This is a genomic window from Bacillus methanolicus (genome assembly GCF_028888695.1).
Taxonomy (GTDB): domain Bacteria; phylum Bacillota; class Bacilli; order Bacillales; family Cytobacillaceae; genus Bacillus_Z; species Bacillus_Z methanolicus_B.
The window spans coordinates 78,694-97,096 of record NZ_PNFF01000003.1 but is presented as its reverse complement, the minus strand read 5'-3'; the positions used below and the strand labels follow the sequence as shown (position 1 = coordinate 97,096).

Below are 18,403 nucleotides of genomic sequence, written 5' to 3'. Positions count from 1 at the left end.
TTTATTCTGATCAAGAGGAGATAAATGAATTTCTAGATTTTTTAAATTTTGAATATGAAAAGCATTTTAACAATCGACAAAAGGCAGCTTTTTTAAGGGATAAGGAATCGGTAGCGATTTTGTAAAGGGTTAGCCATTTCGTATCTTATTAGATTAATTTGCATTTTTTCTTTTCAAATATTCAAGAAATATCACAAGGTATTCCTTGTGATTTATGAATCAAGAGGGTAAAATAAGAACAAACGTTCTTTTAAAGAAGGGATTAAAAATGACACTTCGAGACAGAGGACTCAAAAAATTTCCTACAGTAGCACTACAACCAGAATTCGTTTCAAGCCTTAGACAGTTACATAAAGAACAAGAATATATAGAAAAACCTTTTTTAGATGAACAGCTGTTAGAATATTTTAACCAAATTATCTCCGATAGCATGGAATTTCCAAAAGAACTTACGGTTACATATTATAATAATCACCGGTATGAAATTATTATCGGGAGAATACATTATTTCGATGAAAAAAAGAGAGTTATTCGGATTGTTGATAAATTTGGCGACTGGCAAGAAATAAGAATCGATTGTATTATTGATATTCAAGAATAAGAACCCCACTTTTGTGGGGTATCGATTTAATTCTTATAAGAGTTACTTTAATTGTTGCTTTATGTCTTTATTTCTCATTTGATCTCTTCCCTTCAAAATAGGTTAAGGAATTATTTTCAACCATATAAACGTTTGAAGGGGAGAATTCCAGCAAAAAAATTTAGCGAAACCGCTTTTACAATAAAATACAACAAATAAAAGCTGGTTATTAAAAACATTAAAATCTCTTTAAATGAGCTAGGATTGACTTTTGTACTTTTAGTGAATTCCCTTCACTTTTTACATTTTCGATAAAATCTAAATAAACAATGCTAATTAGCTGTTCAATAGTTACATTTATGCCTTTCATAAAGGGCTCCAAATCATAAATTAGGACTTCCCCTCTCAATACCTCTGACTCACGTATTCTAAGCTCTAAGTAAGCTATTTTACTTTCTTGCGACTCAAAATATTCATCTTCCTCTTCTACTGTTTCAAACTCAAATATATGTTTTGTGAGAGCCTTCATAACCCGCTTCTGCTTTTTCTTCTTAAAATGCTTCTCTTTTCCTCTTATTAAGTATAGAGCAATTTCTTCATTTTTTGCTCCTTTTTTGATTTGGGCAAGAAAATCATCGTAAAGCATGTGAAGCAAAACCCCCATATCAAAGTTATAAGGAACATCTTCTCCAAAGTTGTCACGTAGATCCTCTATAAAGATTTTCCCTCTTATATAATCGTAGTATGGCATTGTAATTGTTAGATATTTCCTATTAGATAGTAATGATTTGAACAGACCTTTTGTCTCCGTTAATCCTAATAAACGCTCTTGGAGAAGATTTAAACTACTATAAGATTTTCTCAAGAGTTCCCCCACCTTCCAGCCATTGCAATACAGAAAGCATTATTTGGTAAACAACTTTTCGGTCTGATAAGTTTTTCCGTATGGCTAAACCATGAGGACCACCTATCTCTGTATATTCCGTTTCTAAAATGTTTGTATGCATGTACACTTTTGTATCGTTATAATCATGCGTCCATTTAAGAATTTCTTCATGTTGCAGCCCAAATCGAAGTAAAAGCGTGTTAAATTTTGTTTGGCTAAGCGGTTCTTTCCCTTGTTTTTTATAAATCCTTCCAGCTTGTTTACAATAGCTTTTTAATTTCATTTGAATTATTGGTGACACAGGAAACTTTATGTTATGAGTTTTGTCTTTTCGAACTGCGCGATTTTTAACAGCTTTTGTTAATGTTTTTTCTTTCAGTTTTATTTCGTTTATTATTGTAGGTTTATTAAATAAAGGATTAATGTACCCCACTCTCTTCCCTTCTTTCCTTATTTTTTTTCTTAAACACATGGTCATTTTTCCACTTTTCCATTCTTTAATAGATGTATAGATGGAAAGGACAAGATTTAGAACTTATATTTGTATATTTTTAGTTTTATCTGTCAATACTTTGGATAGTAAAAAGCGGTTAGTAAGGAAAGGGGTGTAATAAAGATGTTAAATATAAAGCGGAATGACAAACAATTAATAAAGAAGCTCCAAAAGGCTACAAAAAAAGCTGAAAAAGCAGGGGTTAAATTAGTTAGTGTTAAAGTTAAATAAGCTTTATTTAAAGGTGCCTCTTTTTATAAAGAGCACTATTTTTTTGATAAAAAACATATAAAGATAAAGAAAACATAAAATATTAAAAGTAAAGATTTATTAAAAAAAACAAAATTAATAAGCCTCTTTTCACAGGAGACACCCTTCCCTTTTCTGACAAGGGATTGAACGTTTGTCCAAGAATCTTGTTATCAAATTTTTAAGAAATTAACAGAAAACCTAAAGATGGTTTCACATTTCAACAAGAATGTTATTTATAAACTCATATATTCATAGGTATATAAATGAAATTACCACAAATCCACAAGTATACATTCGTAATCGTTTTTAACATAAAAATGAGGACATGATGATCATGTCCTTTTTTTTATGTCCTTTTTTATGTATGGTCTGGGAACAATAAACTTAAACCAATGCAAATAGCCTTGTAAATTCTTAATTTTTTTACAAGGCTGCTTAGATATTAAATTTTGCAAAATCTGGAATGGTTCCAGTTTTTACATACTGTTCTACCTTTGCATCGTGAATTAATTCGTATGGGATTTTCTTAAGGAAAGTAACAAAGTTGTTCCGAAACGCTTTCCTAAAAAGAGCTCCGAGAGAATAAATTCTAAAGGTTTTATTTTGTTTTCTTTTTTGGTAAATATAGGCGCCTATATCATCCATACATTGGAGAAAATATCTTTTTACAGCACGTTCTAAATTAAAGTTTTCGTTGTCTTTAATGAATTTGACCTTATCATAGACTTCTTGTTTAAAGGAAATCATTATATCAAACTGATCCCGCGGTTTGTACTTCAATTTATTACCATCTAAGAAATAGGTTAATTCATGAGATAAAATTGCAGTAAGATGATCTACCTTAAATTCTTCAGAGTTTTGTTCCTTCACACAATTCTCTTTTAAAGTAATCCATACTTTTCTCACCCATATCTGATGTCCACGATATTCCAAGCCATCATATTCTATAGTAAATAATGGTTCAAGAAGGCTTAGGATTTCCCGTACCTTTTTAGCGTTTTTATTCAACTGTTTTTTTAATGTTGACATATTTCTTGATTGGCGCAGCTTATGTAATTCGATAACTTCTTTTTTAGACATAGCTGTACGGAATTGATTAAATAAGGACAAAATCAATTCAATACCCTCTGGGTTAGAAGTTCGAACCAATTCAGCTAATATATTTGTTTCAAAAAGAGCATGAGGAATTAGAAGGTAGTTTAACTTCCCTTCTTCCAGTCCAGGATTATTTAATTTTTCAATATCTTTTAAAACTAAGACCGGCAAACCATTATGTATTTCCTCTCTAACAAAATGATATTTCTCTAAGTACAATTTACCGGAGTATAAAGAAGAATAAGGGATTTTAAGTTTTTTTGCCCAATAGGCAAGATTATACTCCTTTAAGATTCCTCTCTGGTTTTTCTCACGGTCTAATTGCTTTAGCATCGTTAAATAAACCACATAGGCAGAAGCAGGAGGGCGTTCGAATGATTGATCTCGAATGGTATGAAATTCTTTTAAAATAGCATGGTGCATTCTAAATCCGTCTATTTTGATTTTTTTCATATTCCCTCACTCCTTTCTTACCTAGTAATTCTGTTATGGATTATAACAAAAGCCATTTTTAGCAAAATAATTCCTTTAATTAAAGAACTTGCACTTTTGTGCATAGCCCTCTACCCCTTGTCCCATAAGGGTTAGAAAAAACATTAAAATTTTTTATGTGATAGCAAGCGTCATAAAAAATAACTAAATTTACCCTATTGTGAGAGCAAACGTCAAAGCAGATAAGATTTGTGCGTAGAGAAAACTAATGAAAAATCAAGCTTTCTAGCGTTTTTCTAGGTTTTAATATTGTATATTTTATATCTGGATGCACAAAAGTTTGTGCATGTGCTTGTGAAGGGAAACGTCAATTTTTTAGTAGATTTGTGGAATCTATACTTTTTTGTGCATGTCTGTGAAAGCAAACGTCAAAAAATGTACATTATGTGCATGGATAAAATCTTACAAATTTAAGGTAGAGAAACTCTTTATTTTTGTGCATATCAAAAAAGTAATGTTATTTTGTGCATGTCTGTGAAGGCAAGCGTCTTGAAAGATATACATGCACAAAAAAATTTTGTGCATCATTGTGAAGGGAAACGTCAATATTGTTTATTTTTGTGCATCTATAAAGCCTAACCAATAAAGGCATTCCACTACTTTCTGTGATAGGAAACGTCATATTATTTTATAAATCGAGTATTTTGTGCATCGTGAGCTTGTTGACAACAGGTATAGTTCGTATAAATATTGTTATATAGTAGATTGATATGTATGAAGGCTTAGGGGGATCATTAATGATCGAACAAAATGATATTCAAAAAAAGTTCATTCAGTTTGCAAATGATACCTTCCCGGAATATCCAGAGATAATTGCAAAATGGAAAACAGATTTGAGGAAATTAGCAGAATATAATAATGAGGACTTTCAGCCATGTCAGTCTCTTAAAGCATTTTTGGCTATTATCAATCGGTTATCTAGTGAACATGTATTAAATATGCAAGAAATTGAAGATTGGATACATAACTACAAAAATCAAATCCGGGAATTTGTAATTCCCTATATTAATATCGAAAAAAAAACTTCGTCTACAGTAAGCCCTAATCAGGACATTGTGACGCAATTATTAGATCAAAGATTTATTGAATCGGGCTCCGCTCTTTTATTTCATAAATTAAGGGAAACCATCAGTAAAAATGAATTTCAGATTAATAAAGATAATAAAGATTTTCCAACTGCTCTCATTAACGAGAAAACCATACAAGCAACAGCCCAATTAAGAGCTAATGAAAATGCACCACAATTATCAGCTGAAGAAATTGAGCAATGGAAAAATTTAACCGCCCAGGCTATAACCTCTATGGATGATCTAACAGCTGATATTTTTGATATTATTTCAATTTTATGGATGAAACAGGCTACCCATAAGGAGCAAATGATCAATTTCCATACAGATGATGCCCTTAATTTAAGACAAGTACAGGGAAGATCTGAAATTGATGGATACCAAACTGGTTATCGAAAAAAAGAACGTGATGAGATAATGAAACGGCTTGCCGCCTTAACAACGATATGGATACGAATAGAGCGCGACAATTTGAGATTTGTCGATGCAGATAGCAATGAAATTGAGGAGCTAGAACAGGTGCAGTTTAATCCTCTCTTCATATTGGACAGTGTGACGGTTGCGTATCGAAATTCACAGCCAGTAGGAATTTATGAGTGTAAAATACGGCCTGGGGAATTATTGGCCAACTTCTTGTATGGATCGAAACGTAGCAGCGGTTTACTAGCCTTGAAAACACTACAATATAATCCGGTGAAACAAAAATACCATAAACGTCTTGCGCGCTATTTATCTTGGCAATGGAGAATCCGTCAGAAAGGTGCGGATTACTTAAGGCCATATAGTATAGGCGGTGAAAAAGGACTTTTAAATGTTATGGGTATTCAGGAAAATGCCCGCTATGGTTCCAGAATAAAAGACCAATTTGAAAGTATCATGGATACGCTGCAGCAGGACGGAATTATCAAAGAATGGAACTACTTTAATGAATTTGATGAAACTCTTATAGAAAAGGATAGGAATTGGTTTCGGGACCATTGGATAAATGCTAAGGTTCAAATTGTCCCACCTAAAGAAATTATTGACCAATATAGAGAAAAAGAGCTGTTAGGACTTGAAGTGGTAGAACAAACGTATGAACAAATGAGCTTCGCGGCATTGTTAAAAAATATGACTGAAAGCGAAACAGCCAGTACCAATGAAACAGAGTTAGAAGTCACTCCGGAAAATATGAAAAAAGTCCGGCTTATGCGGAAGAAAAAATTAGCTGAGGCTGCAAAGGAAATCGGTATTTCTCATACTACCCTTTCACGATATGAAAATGGAAAGATACAAACTCCTACAAAAGAAAACATGATTAAAATGAAAAATTGGTTGAATCAGAAATAAAAGTAAGCCGGGCCTGCTTACTTTTATTTATTTAAGTATCCTATAAGAACTATAAGATAAAATCAACAAAGATGGGTGTAATTAGGTATCCATTATCCGAAAATCCACGCCCTTTTAATTTACAACGAATTACCGGTTCAAGATAAACAAAATTTTTATCTTCACCAATTATTAGTTGCGTACTAACCCTGTAAAATGCCTTTTTTTGCTCAGGAGACATACCAAATTCAACAATTCCAAGGGGGCGTGCTTCCCCACTCCATTCATCTATTCTAGATGTTAGCAATCCAAACTTTTTTTTTCGATAGCCCATAATATATGCTTCATCTACAATCGTCCAATTGATAATTTTTAACCATTCCCTATTAGAAGCTCTTTTTGCAACTAAATAAGGCGAATTTAGGCGTTTAGATACTATACCTTCCCTTTCATACTCTTTAACCTTTTTAAACAGCGAAATACCGTTATATAAGCAGTATTGAATTAGCTTAACGTAATCCGTTTCTATAAACTCACTACTTAAAAGTCTTTTTCTTTCTAATAGTGTTTTCTTTACCATTGGGACTGAGTTCCATTTTAATACGTCAAATACCATGTAGGTTGCAGGAAAAGTTAAGACAGCATTTTCGATTTTTACACTGTTACTTAATCTAAATCTTTGCATGATCCGAGAAAAATTTTCTGTATAAATACCTTTTGTTGTCTTTTGAAAACAAACAAGCTCACCATCTAAAACAGAGTCGTTTGGTACAGGTAATTGTAAGATTTCAATGAACTTTGATGTTATTTCCGTACGATGTCTGGTATACAGCTTTTCGTTTCCTTTAATATCTTTAGTGTAAATCAAACGAATTCCATTAAGTTTTACTTCATGGAGATAGTCGGGGCTATCAAAGGGCTCATTGTGTGTCTGAAGCAACATAGGATATAGAAAAATTGTCATCAACTCCATACAGAAAAAGTCCTGTTAAACCCTTATTTTTATTGACATTACCATATTTAGGAATTATAATAACTATAATTCAGTGTAGTATTTGGTTCGTTTATTATAAAATTGGTGGTGAGATACGTTAACACTTTACTTAGTATTGCAAATGGGGCGTTACAATATTATAGAATGAAGCAAGCGGGTTTAGCGGGTCTTTTGGGAATTGTTGTAGCAACCCTAGTGGCTTGGCAATGGGAACATGTTCTGCCGGCTTTAGAAGCTGTTGGGATTGTTGGATTTTTCGATAGAATAGGCTTGATTCATGAAGGAGAAGCAGGAATAACTGGACTAAATATTCTTATGTTTTTTCTGAAGTTATACTTTTTAACAGTTATTGGTGGGATAATTTTACTCGGTTTAATATGGATTATTGGGGGATTTTTTTCTACTAGTATTGGTGAAAAAGTAGCACTTGGTATCGTTTTTTTGATTGGATATCCAATCCTAATTATTTGGGGTTTGTGTATGGCTATCAAAGGTAATAAGGATTCCGATGTTTCAAAGGAAAAGGAAGCTACTCCAATGGAAAGATTACTTGATGAATATTCTGAAAAAATTTCTAAAGAACAAGCTCTTATTCGCCTGAATCGCCTTCCGACAGTAGGAGATAATTTGTTTCTTTTAGGGGTAACAGCAAATAATGAATTATATATGTTCTTACCTCGGCCAATCAATTTAGAAACGGCTGAATATGACGCAGGTGATTTAGTTGGAGTACAGTATACGGTTGAAAAGTATAATGAAGTTAAACACAAACCTAAGTCTATGTTTGAGTATATCCCGAAGCAATTCTTCATTAAAGCAGTAAAAAAAGAAAGTAAAACACCACTGGAGATAGTTCCTAACGAAAAGATTGAGGCGTTTTATCTAACTAACAGTGAAGATATGCTGAGCAAATTCAGAGCATTTAGCAATCATCCTGTGTATGAGAATTTCGTAAATGAAATTCAATCTTCATATTTTACAATCAAGAATGCTATCCTTAATAGAATAAGCAATGCAACAGACAAAGAAGAGTTTGATAAGTTAGTGGAAAGAGCAACTCTTCTTAATGCTACAAATGAAGATATTGTTAGGATGATGCGTGAATCTGAAAAACAGATAGAGGCTTAAAGGAGTATTCGATGAATCAAGAAGAATTAATTAAGATTATTAAGCCACATATAGAGTATCTTACAACCGTTAAGAAGTGGGATGTCTATGCTAAAGAGCATGGTCTTCCTGCTTCTGTTAATTTAATATATCATTTTGGTTCTTGGAATAATGTTAAAAAAGCTTTATCTTTACCAGTATTGAAGAGATCATATACATTGAGCCAATTACAAGAGATTGCTTTAAAACATAAGGAACATTTCTTGCGCAAAGCTACTTGGGATGAATTTGCAAAAGAGAATGGTTTACCATCAGGAGGTACTTATATAAATGCCTTTGGCAGCTGGCAAAAAGCAAAAGAACAAATTGGCTTAGGAACAGAAAAAAGAAAAAACGACATATATTCAAAAGAGGCTATACGAAAAATTCTTTTACGACATGGAGAAAATTTTGTTAATCGAAAACAATGGGATGAGTATGCAAAAGAACACAGGTTGCCTACCTATAAGACAATTAAGAAACACTTCGATTATGATGAAATTTTATCAATCATTAACAAACCAAAGAAGTCGCATTTTACAAAGCAGGATCTAATTGAAATTGCTCTTAATCACAAAGAAAAGTTTCTTTATTTTAGCATGACCAAATGGGATGAATATGCAAAGAAAAACTTTTTACCTTCCAGTCAAACTTATTTTAAGACGTTTGGTTCCTGGAAAAAGGCTAAAGCCGAAGTTAAGGATTTAGTATCTTCTAAAACCACTAAATTAGAATGACTATTTTGTAAACAGTATTGTATTCCGAAAACCAAAAAAAAAACAGCGCTTATCTAAGTGTAACGGGTTCTCTTCAGGGGGACAAAAGTTAAAAAAACATACAAAATAACAATAATTTAACACCTAAAAAAGCATCGGTTTTAGCACCGATGCTTTACTGTTTTTATTTGTTTTTCATCAAATTAAATAGCACAATTTTAACTATTCCTTTTTTAAGTTAAAACGAGTTATTTCTTTACCATCTAAAGTTACTATTAGAGAAGCATCTAAAGCATTTTCCTTAAGTTTATATAGCTTTTCTTTTGATGGAACTCTTAAAGGAACTTGTGGGTTTTCTTCGCTTACACCCAAATCGAAAGTTAAAATGTATTTCCCGTTTTTATTAGGAAGGATTTCCCCATCAAAAGAAGCTCCGTATCCTACACCCGTTTCATTATATGAAGAGCATTCCTGTAATGAAGAAATTTGAGGTTTGAAACAAAAAGAGCCCTCTTGGTATAGTACAGGGTGTCAATGCATTGACCCCGAATTAATAAGTTACCAAGGAGGACTCAATAATGAATTATACTCAAAATCGAAAAATCTCGCAAATCACACCATCAACATTAATAATCGGCATTGATATTGCCAAAGACAAACACGTGGCACGGGCACAAGACGATCGAGGAATTGAATTTGGAAAACGCTTGATCTTTGAAAATCGCATACATGGTTTCCAAATGCTTTTAGATTGGGTGAATCGACACCAAAAAGAAAATGATAAGAACCATGTGATTTTTGGGGTTGAACCAACCGGGCCCTACTGGTTAAATCTCGCTTATTTCCTTACCGCAAAGGGCTATGACTTTGTGCTAGTCAATCCGATGCATGTAAAGAAAAGCAAAGAGCTTGATGACAACTCTCCAACAAAAAACGATACAAAAGACGCCAGAGTGATTGCACAGCTGATTAAAGACGGCCGATACTCCGTACCAAATCTCTTAGACGGCATTTACGCGGAACTAAGAGAAGGCGTCAAAATAAGAGATCAGCTCACTCAACAGCTTGCCATCACAGAAGGACGTATTCAAAATTTGATTCAACGTTATTTTCCGGAGTTTTTCGATGTTTTCGGGGATTGGGAAGGAAAAGCAGCTCTTTGCACGCTAAAACTGTTTCCATTTCCTTCTCAAATTAAAGAAATGACACCTGAAGAGATTCTCTCAAAGTGGAAGCCATTTGTACAACGAGGAGTTGGAATGAAGCGAGCAACGAAACTAGTGGAAACGGCCAAAAAGAGCATTGGAATTCAAATCGGGATTCAGTTTGCCAAACGTGAAATGGAATATCTGATTGACCAATATGAGCTTTATCAAACGCAGTTGGAAGAGTTGGATCAGGAGCTAGAAGCTCTTGTAGAAACGATCCCAGGTGCTAAGCAAATGATGAATATTTCTGGGTTAGGTGTTACAACAGTCGCTCTATTCTTCGCTGAAGTGGGTGATCTCACAAAGTACAGTCACCCTCAGCAATTAGTTAATCTGGCAGGCCTTTCATTACGTGAGCATAGTTCTGGAAAATTTAAAGGACAAACCAGAATAACGAAACGGGGACGAAGCAGGCTGCGTAAAGCTCTGTACCTAGCGATTCGGCCACTCGTTGCCCATAATCCAACTTTTAAAGCTTTACATCAATACTATACAAAACGATCTGAAAGGCCTTTAAAAAAGCAACAGTCTCTCATCGCTTTGTGTTGTAAGCTATTACGTGTCTTATTTGTCATTGGTCAAAAACAGTGTGAATTTGATGGTTCAAAATTATTGCAAGGCTTGCCTCAAATTACATTACAAGTTGCTTAAACCGATTTATTAACCAATTTGTTAATCAAATTACTATCGAATACTTCAAGTATTTCTAAAGACAAACACCAATAGTGCCGAGTCGGAGTTTATTTTTACCATACGGGCTTATGACCCAGCTGAGGAGCTTATCCGACCTCCACCTCATGGATACGCAGGACGAAGGAATGTATGGATCCCAATCCGGTGATACATGGGAGGGTTAGCGACCGTGAGATGAGTGGAGATTTTGCGCACGGTCATAACTGTTATTACCAAACAATACCAGTTTGGTTGGTAGGATGGCCCCCCATCTGTAAGAAATTTAAATAAATTCAATTTATAACCATGATTTTCGGTGGATCAACTATTAGGTGTTAATGAAATTTAGAGAAAACGTGAGTATTCGGGAGAATTTTAAAGTATATAGAGGGAGGGTTTAAAAATATTAAAACCAACTGTTTCTTTGGAGATAGCAGCTAATTTATCATTTGGTTCAATTTTTACTTGTAACCGCTTATCACCAATTCCTCCTATTTTTTTATTACCATTATTTTTGATTTCAAATTCATAATATAATGCCGTTGGTATAAGTTCCTGCCCTTTCTTATCACCTTCTGTTATACCTATTGCACCAACTTTGCTTTTATCATTAACAATATCAACTTTTGATTTTACAAGTTCTAAAGATGAGTTAGACGAGCAAGCTGTTAAAAGAGTAAAAAGCAATATTAAGCCTGAGAGCATTAATAATCGTTTCATTTTGCATCCCCTTTTTATCCAACCTGTACATATATTTTATCATAACACTTCCATATTTTTGGAAAATGTTTATTTCCTTAACTTCCTTTGGCTGCATTTATCGCAAAATAAACTTTCTCTAACTAAGTAAATACAGCATACCTTTTGGACTGTAAAATCGTAAACAAAATCACACGAAATACCACTGTACAATAGCTATTGTACAAGTATTTTTTTGTGCTAAAATTTGTGTTATTTTTGCTGCTAAAATTGTGTAAATGGCTACATATCAATAAAAAATGACCTATCCGATTTTGCGAATAGGTCTGCGATTTTAAGTGCTATTTGATTATTTTGTCCCCATCAAGAGAACCCGTTAATCTAAGTGCTGTTTTCTATTTGTTCTATGATAAGCCATGCGGATGTAGTGATAACGAAAATATTTTCTTCGTGTTCATGATGTGAATCTTGTACAGGCAGTACATGTAATGTAACTTTAGCCTGCTTATTATCATTGTAAATAAATGTAAGGGAAAGTTTATCTGTTTTAGAATTGAAAATCCCTTTTCTATCAGCATATTGGATTTCCTTTAACCGGCCAGATCGTGTAATTTGGTTCATTATATCCTCTGCAACTTTAGTTTTATCCTGTACTTTACTCTTAAATAAATCTTCAGAAATTGTCTGTGGATAAAAACTGGATAAGAAAATGTCTACATCATTTGTCATTAAACCAGCAATGAAGTATTTTACAACGTCTTTTTTTTGATCTCGATTGCTATTTTCATCGTGGGGAGGATTATAATAACCTATATCTGATTCTCCGGTATCTGCTTCCATCCATTCTGAAGTTTTTTTAACATATTCTTTTGTCTTGTTGATTTCGGTTAATACTTCCTCTTTTGTCGATTTTAATTCAATAATTTCCTTATTTTCTTTTTCAGGAGCAATAATTAAATAAATAAGAAGACCAAATAAAACAAAGAGTGTAACTATGACCGATACGGTTTTTTTAATCATTATTTCTTTTTTCCTTCCTCAGCTGCTTGTAGCTCTTCCCTTAAAATTTTCCATTGATTCGCGATGTTTGCTTGCTCCTTTTTAATTTCAAGATAGGTATTTCGTAAAACGTCTTTTTCGATTTCACTATCCTCTTGATTAGCCATATCAATAGCATCTAATAAGAGTTGATGAGAACGATTAACAAGAACAATAAGATTTTGGTGAGCTTCAAACAATTCTGGTTTCACGTCATATGCTTCTACCTCAGTAACAAGTTTATTTGATTTTTCGATACTTGCTGTTAGGGCTGTTGTGAATTGACTTCTACTATATTTCTGTGTATATATCCCGTCTAAAGCATTATTAAAGGTTTTTAGGATATTTGTCATTTCATTAATATATCCTTGTAAAGCTTTGTCGTATTCCTCTAAATAGGACTTATTCTCACCAGTAACTTTAACATCACCAAAAGTCGATTTTTTTTCTTTTGATGAACATGCACCCATCATAAAAATCATAGTCATTATCAATAGTAATATTAACCATTTTTTCACAATGGCTCCTCCTTTTTAAATAGGGGGAATTCCCCCTATATTTTTAGAATGGAACAACTAAAGCAGGATTAATGGCATTATTTTTTTCTTTTGTCCACTCATTTTTGTGAACTTCAAAGTGTAAATGTACTCCGTATGCCCAACCGGTAGCACCCATATAGCCAAGGAATTGACCCTGTTTTACAGTTGCACCAGGAGCAACTGCCCTATTTTGCATATGAGCATAGATTGTTTCATATTGTTGTCCATTAATTTTATGTTTAATAAATACAACATTCCCATAGGACTCTGAAAAGTAAGAACGATGGACCACTCCATCGGCTGCTGCAACAATAGGTACATTTGATTTTCCGCCTGAGCCAATGTCTATACCAAAATGGATTTCTCCATCACGATATCCAAATGGAGAAGTAACTGGTCCCAGTGTCGGACGCATAAAACTTCCCGGTTTTAATGGAGGAATCTCCCCACCGCTTTCATATTTAGCAGCATTTTTAAAAGTCTCAGCAGTTGATAAAACTTCATTTATATACCATTCGGCGTGATTATAATGCCAAAGTGCCTTGCGGACATCTTTCGAATACCCCACACTTGAAAGATAATGTGCAGCAGAATGAATACTATCTTCAATATTCCATGGATCTGCTTTGCCATCATTATTGGCATCTACCCCATATCCACCCCCAGACGCAATTACAGCGAGACTAGTTATATCAAGATTGGGTGAAACCAATCCTCCGCCAATATCGTATTTCCATCCAACCCATGTGGCTGGCATAAATTGTATATGGCCGATAGCGCCTTTCGAAGAGACCATGTTTGGATTTGTTGAGAAGGTGGTCTCGATACAATGCATTGCAGCCAAAACATACCAATGAACCCCATACTTTTTTTCAGCAGCGAGATAATACGGCATGAATTGTGGAGGAACACCAGCCCCAGGGATAATGTTTCCGTCAAAGAAAATCCCACTAAAATTTCCTATACCCATTGACTTTAACCAATCAGTATAAGCAATGGTTCCTCCCATAAACAGATAGTTAGATTCAACCAATGCTTTATCATTAATTCCTAATCCATAAGAATTTAATATAGCATCAAATGTTGAATAATCAGTAGTTGTGCTTTGAGTTGAAGTGTAATACTGTCGTCGTGTTTTCGTTATTTTTTTAACTTCGATTTCTCTGTCTTCCATAACAATGACAAACCCTGCTGGTGTTGTTTTGTCTTTCTTTTGTACCGGAACCTTAATCGTTTTATAAGTAATTTCGACTGTTTCTTCCCAATCTGTTACGTGAGGGGTATATTTGAAAGTAGTAGAGCCGTTCCAATAATCAACATGGTTAAGTTTGGTTACCATATTTTGAGTTTTTTGGATTCCTCCTGTTGTACATATACCATCTTCACAAATTGTTACTTGATTTTCTATCCATTCATCATACTTTCCGTAATCAAAAGTAGGGGCTAATGCTTTTGCCATCTTTTTGATAACTTCTTTTATATCATCATTTTTTTGAAAAACCTCTAATTGAATAGTTGCAGCTATGAGTTTCTCCGGAACTCTATATGGACGTTCAATTGGGTTGTCCATATCTACAGTGCTATAGGCCTGCTCAACTATATATTCATGTATTTCTTTATCATAACCTTGTAGACCCTCACCTGTACCGTAAAGATACGACCATGCCAAAGAGATAACAAGGAGAGCAATTAATATTAAAAATCCAATACCGATACCTGGTAATCCAATGATACTCGCTAGCCAGGCAAGAAGTTTAGCAAGAAGGGCAACAAATTTCATTGCTGCCGCTTTTATCAATTTAAAAGCTGCTTTTGCGCCCTTCTTAGCTAATTTCTTAGCTAATTTGCTTCCTTGTTGTTTGATTTTTTTTTCTGCATAATTTCTAATAGCGGAATCCTGTTCGTTCTGCAAAGGTAACATAAGTTATCACCTTATAGACTCTGTAAAAGATTTATTTCGAAATTTTTCATTTTGTTTTCTAATTAAATTCCGCTTATTAGGTGGATATTGTGGAACCAAATCGCTAGGTTGAATAGAGTTATAGTATTCAGTAGCTTCGCTATCTAAAGAACCTCTATGAGAAGTAGTTGTAATTAACTTTCTGTTTTGTACTTCGCATTTTCTATAAATAACTTCTTCAGTATTAAGTCTTGCATCTCCCGGACCATAAGGAGAAATTCTGTATTCTTTTCCGTCTTTACTTCCTACTAAGTAACTTCTATTACGATCAACAACCATATGGATATTAGACATTTCGTTCATAGAATCTTTCAAATAATATTGGCCACTATCTACCAGTTGGTTATAACTCTGAACTTCTTGCACAACTCTAGGATTATTAGGCGTATTACGATTTCCAACCAGTTGGTTTGGATTTACATTTACATTTCTGTTAAGAGTAATTTTTCCTCCTCCGCTATCTTCTATATACGCATTGGAACTTGGAACTAATTGGCCATTTTGAATAGTCAGATCTTGATAAACAGTTTGACCCTTCTGTAGACTAGAGTCCCCAGATCCAATTCGAGATACTGTTTGAATCTGTCCTGTTTTATCTCTTACTTGAATTACGGTTTGTCCGGCTGTTGTAACCATTCGAACTGCACCACTAGCTAGCATTGTTTGTCCGTTTGGCCCCACAATTGTTTCAGCCATATGAGCAATATCCGCGACTTCAGATATTTGGATATTTACAGCATTGTTGTATGGATTGAACCCTTTTTTGCTAATGTTTGTTGTAGCAGCTGATGCAAAATGAGCTCCTGCTTTATATCCTTTTACACCACCAATAATACCAGCACCATAGGCTACAGCATTTTTAAAACCTGCTTGTTTCCCAATTACGTCACTGGCAATGTGGTTTTTGAAATTGGATACAGCTGTAACACTTGCATTTTTAATTCCTGAACTTAATCCGGAAGTAACTCCGCTAATAACCCCTTGAGAAAAATCAAATTTAGTTCCTTCTTTAAAACCTGTTGCAAGTCCGTAGGCTGCTTGACCGAGTTTTGTATCAGCAACAAATTGACCAATTTCTTTTACTCCGGAACTAGCGACAAATCCAGATGTTACTGCTCCTGCGACTGCACCACCGACCCTTAAAGCTTTATTTTCAATTATTACATGATCTAAAGGAATATGTTTTGGCATACTTTGTGCCACTTGCCTGAGATTGTTTTGGTAAGCTTTTGGTTCCTCAACCTGTTCCCATTGCTGAATAGCTTCTTGTTTACTAATACCAGAATCCATAGCATTATTAATAAACTGTTTTCTAGCTTCAGCAGTTTTTACTCCTGCAAGCTGGCTAGCAAGATATTGAGTGTCTACAGATTTACCAGAATAGATAGAAGCGTTCTTTACTGAGCTTGTTGCTCCTTTAACTGCCATGACACTTTCTCTTGCGCCTTTTCCTATTTCTGTACTTACTTGATTACCGACTTCATTTACGAAATCTTCTTTATTAATAAAGGATTGATCAGCTGAAATACCGTTACCTAATTTGTCAGCAGCTTTTGAAGCAATACTGCTGATTGCCTGCCTTTTTCCTTCTACAGCTTTTTGCCATGCTGCTTCTTTGTTTTGATTATGTTTTAATATATCAGCTTCCGTTGCATTAGCTGGAAGTGGATTACTAGAATCATAATCTTTCATAAACTGTTCCTTGTTGGTTTTCGCCCAATCATTTGTAAGGTTATTAACTGTTGAATCTACCAATTCCGAAGCTCTTGCATGTTGACCGTTAGTCTTTTTCAATTGTCCAACGGTATTTCTGGCTTTTTCAAGGAATTCTCCCCGTTTTAAAGCAACCTCTTTATCCCATAATTTATTTAGAGATGATTCATGAGCATCCGGGAATCGTTCTTTAAGATCTTCCATGAAGCTATCTTTATTTTGATTTGCCCACTGAGTTGTTTCATCGTCAGCGATGGCGTTTGCTAATTTCTCATCCGCAAGGGCTTCAGCATTATGAATCCCTTTGAATTTATTGGCTCCAGCTTTAACTCCTGCTGCTAAGCGTCTTCCTGCACCCTCAGCTACTGCCATTCCTGCTCTACCAGAAACTCCACCTACAGCACCCCCAACACCTGCACCAATAGTTGAACCTACAATCGCGCCTATAGGCCCCATAGGTGCCCCGGCGATCGCACCAGCCATACCAAATACAGCTTTCCCACTTTTTGACATTATTTCTCCTGATTTAAGCATTCTTTCAGCTCGGGAAGTTGACCCAATATCTGTACCGGCATTTGAGAGCAAGCCCTTAGAACCTTCTCCTTCTTCTCCTTCTCCTTCTTTTTCTTCTCCACCTTTATCGGAATCTTTTTTCTTGTCTTTACCAAAAGCTCCCTTAATGGCACCATACATACCGGCTATAGCAGCACCACCGAACATTGCCGCTGATTTGCTTAGACGGTCATTCATTTGTCCTCCGAGCCCTAATAAAGCACGAAGTGATTCTGCCACCGGGATAAAGATGATGTAAAGGATAATTCCTTCAATTCCCGATGTAGAAGCTGACATCAGAGCAATCATCCAATAAAGCGCTGCATGAACAGCTTGAACAAATACGGTACCGATTAACTCTTTTAACCAACCTATTGTTATACCTTTTGTTTGCGGGATTAAGTATAAAGCAATCATTAGTGGCCCCATTATCATAAGTAACAATAAGGTTAGTCGTCGCATCATATAATAAAAATTCGCCCAAATTGCTAATCCTAATAAAGCTAGTTGTATGATTAATTCTCCAAGAACACCTTTTGATGTGTCCAATTCATCTTTCATATCTATCAATTCCTTATCAGTACCAGCAAATAGTTCCACAATGGTATAGTTAACACCGAAAATTATGTGATAAAGTGTTGATAGATTGAAAAAGACCAGGGCGACTATTACGAGATCCTTAAAAAACTCAATTACATAGGTACGATTAGAGGGATTTATACCTGATGATGCAATTTTCATTCCTGCAAAGACAATTCCTACTAATATTGCTGTAACTGCAATCGCCACAAATGCATTCATTCCAGGAACATAAATATTATTAATCTCATCCAATGTGAAAATTCCGTATGCTAAATCTGTGTCTCCATCTTTGCCATAGATAAGTTCTCTAAATCCCCTCAAGTCTTTAAATGGACCCAGAAGCCATTCCCATATCTTGCCGAATAGCGTTTGGAATAAGTCCATTATTTTATCATTTAACAAAAAGTTTCC

14 protein-coding genes are annotated in these 18,403 nt (G+C 34.6%); 5 read left to right on the top strand and 9 right to left on the bottom strand.

Annotation, left to right across the window (positions count from 1 at the left end; genetic code table 11):
• Window positions 1-268: 268 nt before the first annotated feature.
• Window positions 269-601, top strand: coding sequence for a YolD-like family protein (locus C0966_RS17425; protein ID WP_274856885.1), 333 nt, complete (start codon window positions 269-271; stop codon window positions 599-601).
• A 217-nt stretch (window positions 602-818) separates the two neighbouring features.
• Here C0966_RS17425 and C0966_RS17420 read toward each other — a convergent pair whose 3' ends face one another.
• From C0966_RS17420 to C0966_RS17410, 3 genes are all read right to left on the bottom strand, one after another.
• Complete coding sequence (locus C0966_RS17420; RefSeq protein WP_274856884.1) at window positions 819-1,445, bottom strand: hypothetical protein; 627 nt, start codon at window positions 1,443-1,445, stop codon at window positions 819-821.
• A complete protein-coding gene (locus C0966_RS17415; RefSeq protein ID WP_274856883.1) occupies window positions 1,429-1,899 on the bottom strand; it encodes a hypothetical protein in 471 nt (156 codons plus the stop codon). The genes C0966_RS17420 and C0966_RS17415 overlap by 17 nt, the downstream gene beginning before the upstream one ends.
• A gap of 747 nt (window positions 1,900-2,646) precedes the next feature.
• Window positions 2,647-3,759 (bottom strand): hypothetical protein, encoded by a 1,113-nt coding sequence (locus tag C0966_RS17410; RefSeq protein ID WP_274856882.1) that lies wholly within the window; start codon window positions 3,757-3,759, stop codon window positions 2,647-2,649.
• Between the two features lie 776 nt (window positions 3,760-4,535).
• Between C0966_RS17410 and C0966_RS17405 the strand changes: the two genes are divergently transcribed.
• On the top strand, window positions 4,536-6,194 hold the full coding sequence (locus tag C0966_RS17405) for a helix-turn-helix domain-containing protein (RefSeq protein ID WP_274856881.1): 1,659 nt from the start codon (window positions 4,536-4,538) through the stop codon (window positions 6,192-6,194).
• A 49-nt stretch (window positions 6,195-6,243) separates the two neighbouring features.
• Here the strand turns inward: C0966_RS17405 and C0966_RS17400 are convergent, their stop codons facing one another.
• Window positions 6,244-7,146, bottom strand: coding sequence for a hypothetical protein (locus C0966_RS17400; RefSeq protein ID WP_274856880.1), 903 nt, complete (start codon window positions 7,144-7,146; stop codon window positions 6,244-6,246).
• A gap of 165 nt (window positions 7,147-7,311) precedes the next feature.
• Between C0966_RS17400 and C0966_RS17395 the strand changes: the two genes are divergently transcribed.
• The 3 genes from C0966_RS17395 to C0966_RS17385 all read left to right on the top strand — a co-directional run bounded on the left by C0966_RS17395 (window position 7,312) and on the right by C0966_RS17385 (window position 10,888).
• Window positions 7,312-8,295, top strand: a complete 984-nt coding sequence (locus C0966_RS17395; protein WP_274856879.1) for a hypothetical protein — start codon at window positions 7,312-7,314, stop codon at window positions 8,293-8,295.
• Between the two features lie 11 nt (window positions 8,296-8,306).
• A complete protein-coding gene (locus C0966_RS17390; RefSeq protein ID WP_274856878.1) occupies window positions 8,307-9,050 on the top strand; it encodes a homing endonuclease associated repeat-containing protein in 744 nt (247 codons plus the stop codon).
• 557 nt (window positions 9,051-9,607) lie between these two features.
• Window positions 9,608-10,888: an IS110 family transposase gene (locus C0966_RS17385; protein WP_274854009.1), complete on the top strand. Its 1,281-nt coding sequence runs from the start codon at window positions 9,608-9,610 to the stop codon at window positions 10,886-10,888.
• Window positions 10,889-11,284: 396 nt separating this feature from the next.
• Here the strand turns inward: C0966_RS17385 and C0966_RS17380 are convergent, their stop codons facing one another.
• The 5 genes from C0966_RS17380 to C0966_RS17360 form a co-directional block, all read right to left on the bottom strand.
• Complete coding sequence (locus C0966_RS17380; protein WP_274856877.1) at window positions 11,285-11,629, bottom strand: hypothetical protein; 345 nt, start codon at window positions 11,627-11,629, stop codon at window positions 11,285-11,287.
• Window positions 11,630-11,989: 360 nt separating this feature from the next.
• Window positions 11,990-12,628: a hypothetical protein gene (locus C0966_RS17375; protein ID WP_274856876.1), complete on the bottom strand. Its 639-nt coding sequence runs from the start codon at window positions 12,626-12,628 to the stop codon at window positions 11,990-11,992.
• Window positions 12,628-13,164, bottom strand: a complete 537-nt coding sequence (locus C0966_RS17370) for a hypothetical protein (RefSeq protein WP_274856875.1) — start codon at window positions 13,162-13,164, stop codon at window positions 12,628-12,630. The genes C0966_RS17375 and C0966_RS17370 overlap by 1 nt, the downstream gene beginning before the upstream one ends.
• A 43-nt stretch (window positions 13,165-13,207) precedes the next feature.
• Window positions 13,208-15,106 carry a peptidoglycan DD-metalloendopeptidase family protein gene (locus C0966_RS17365; protein ID WP_274856874.1) on the bottom strand — a complete coding sequence of 633 codons (1,899 nt, stop codon included), beginning with the start codon at window positions 15,104-15,106 and terminating at the stop codon, window positions 13,208-13,210.
• Between the two features lie 6 nt (window positions 15,107-15,112).
• On the bottom strand, window positions 15,113-18,394 hold the full coding sequence (locus tag C0966_RS17360) for a type IV secretion system protein (protein WP_274856873.1): 3,282 nt from the start codon (window positions 18,392-18,394) through the stop codon (window positions 15,113-15,115).
• Window positions 18,395-18,403: the final 9 nt, after the last annotated feature.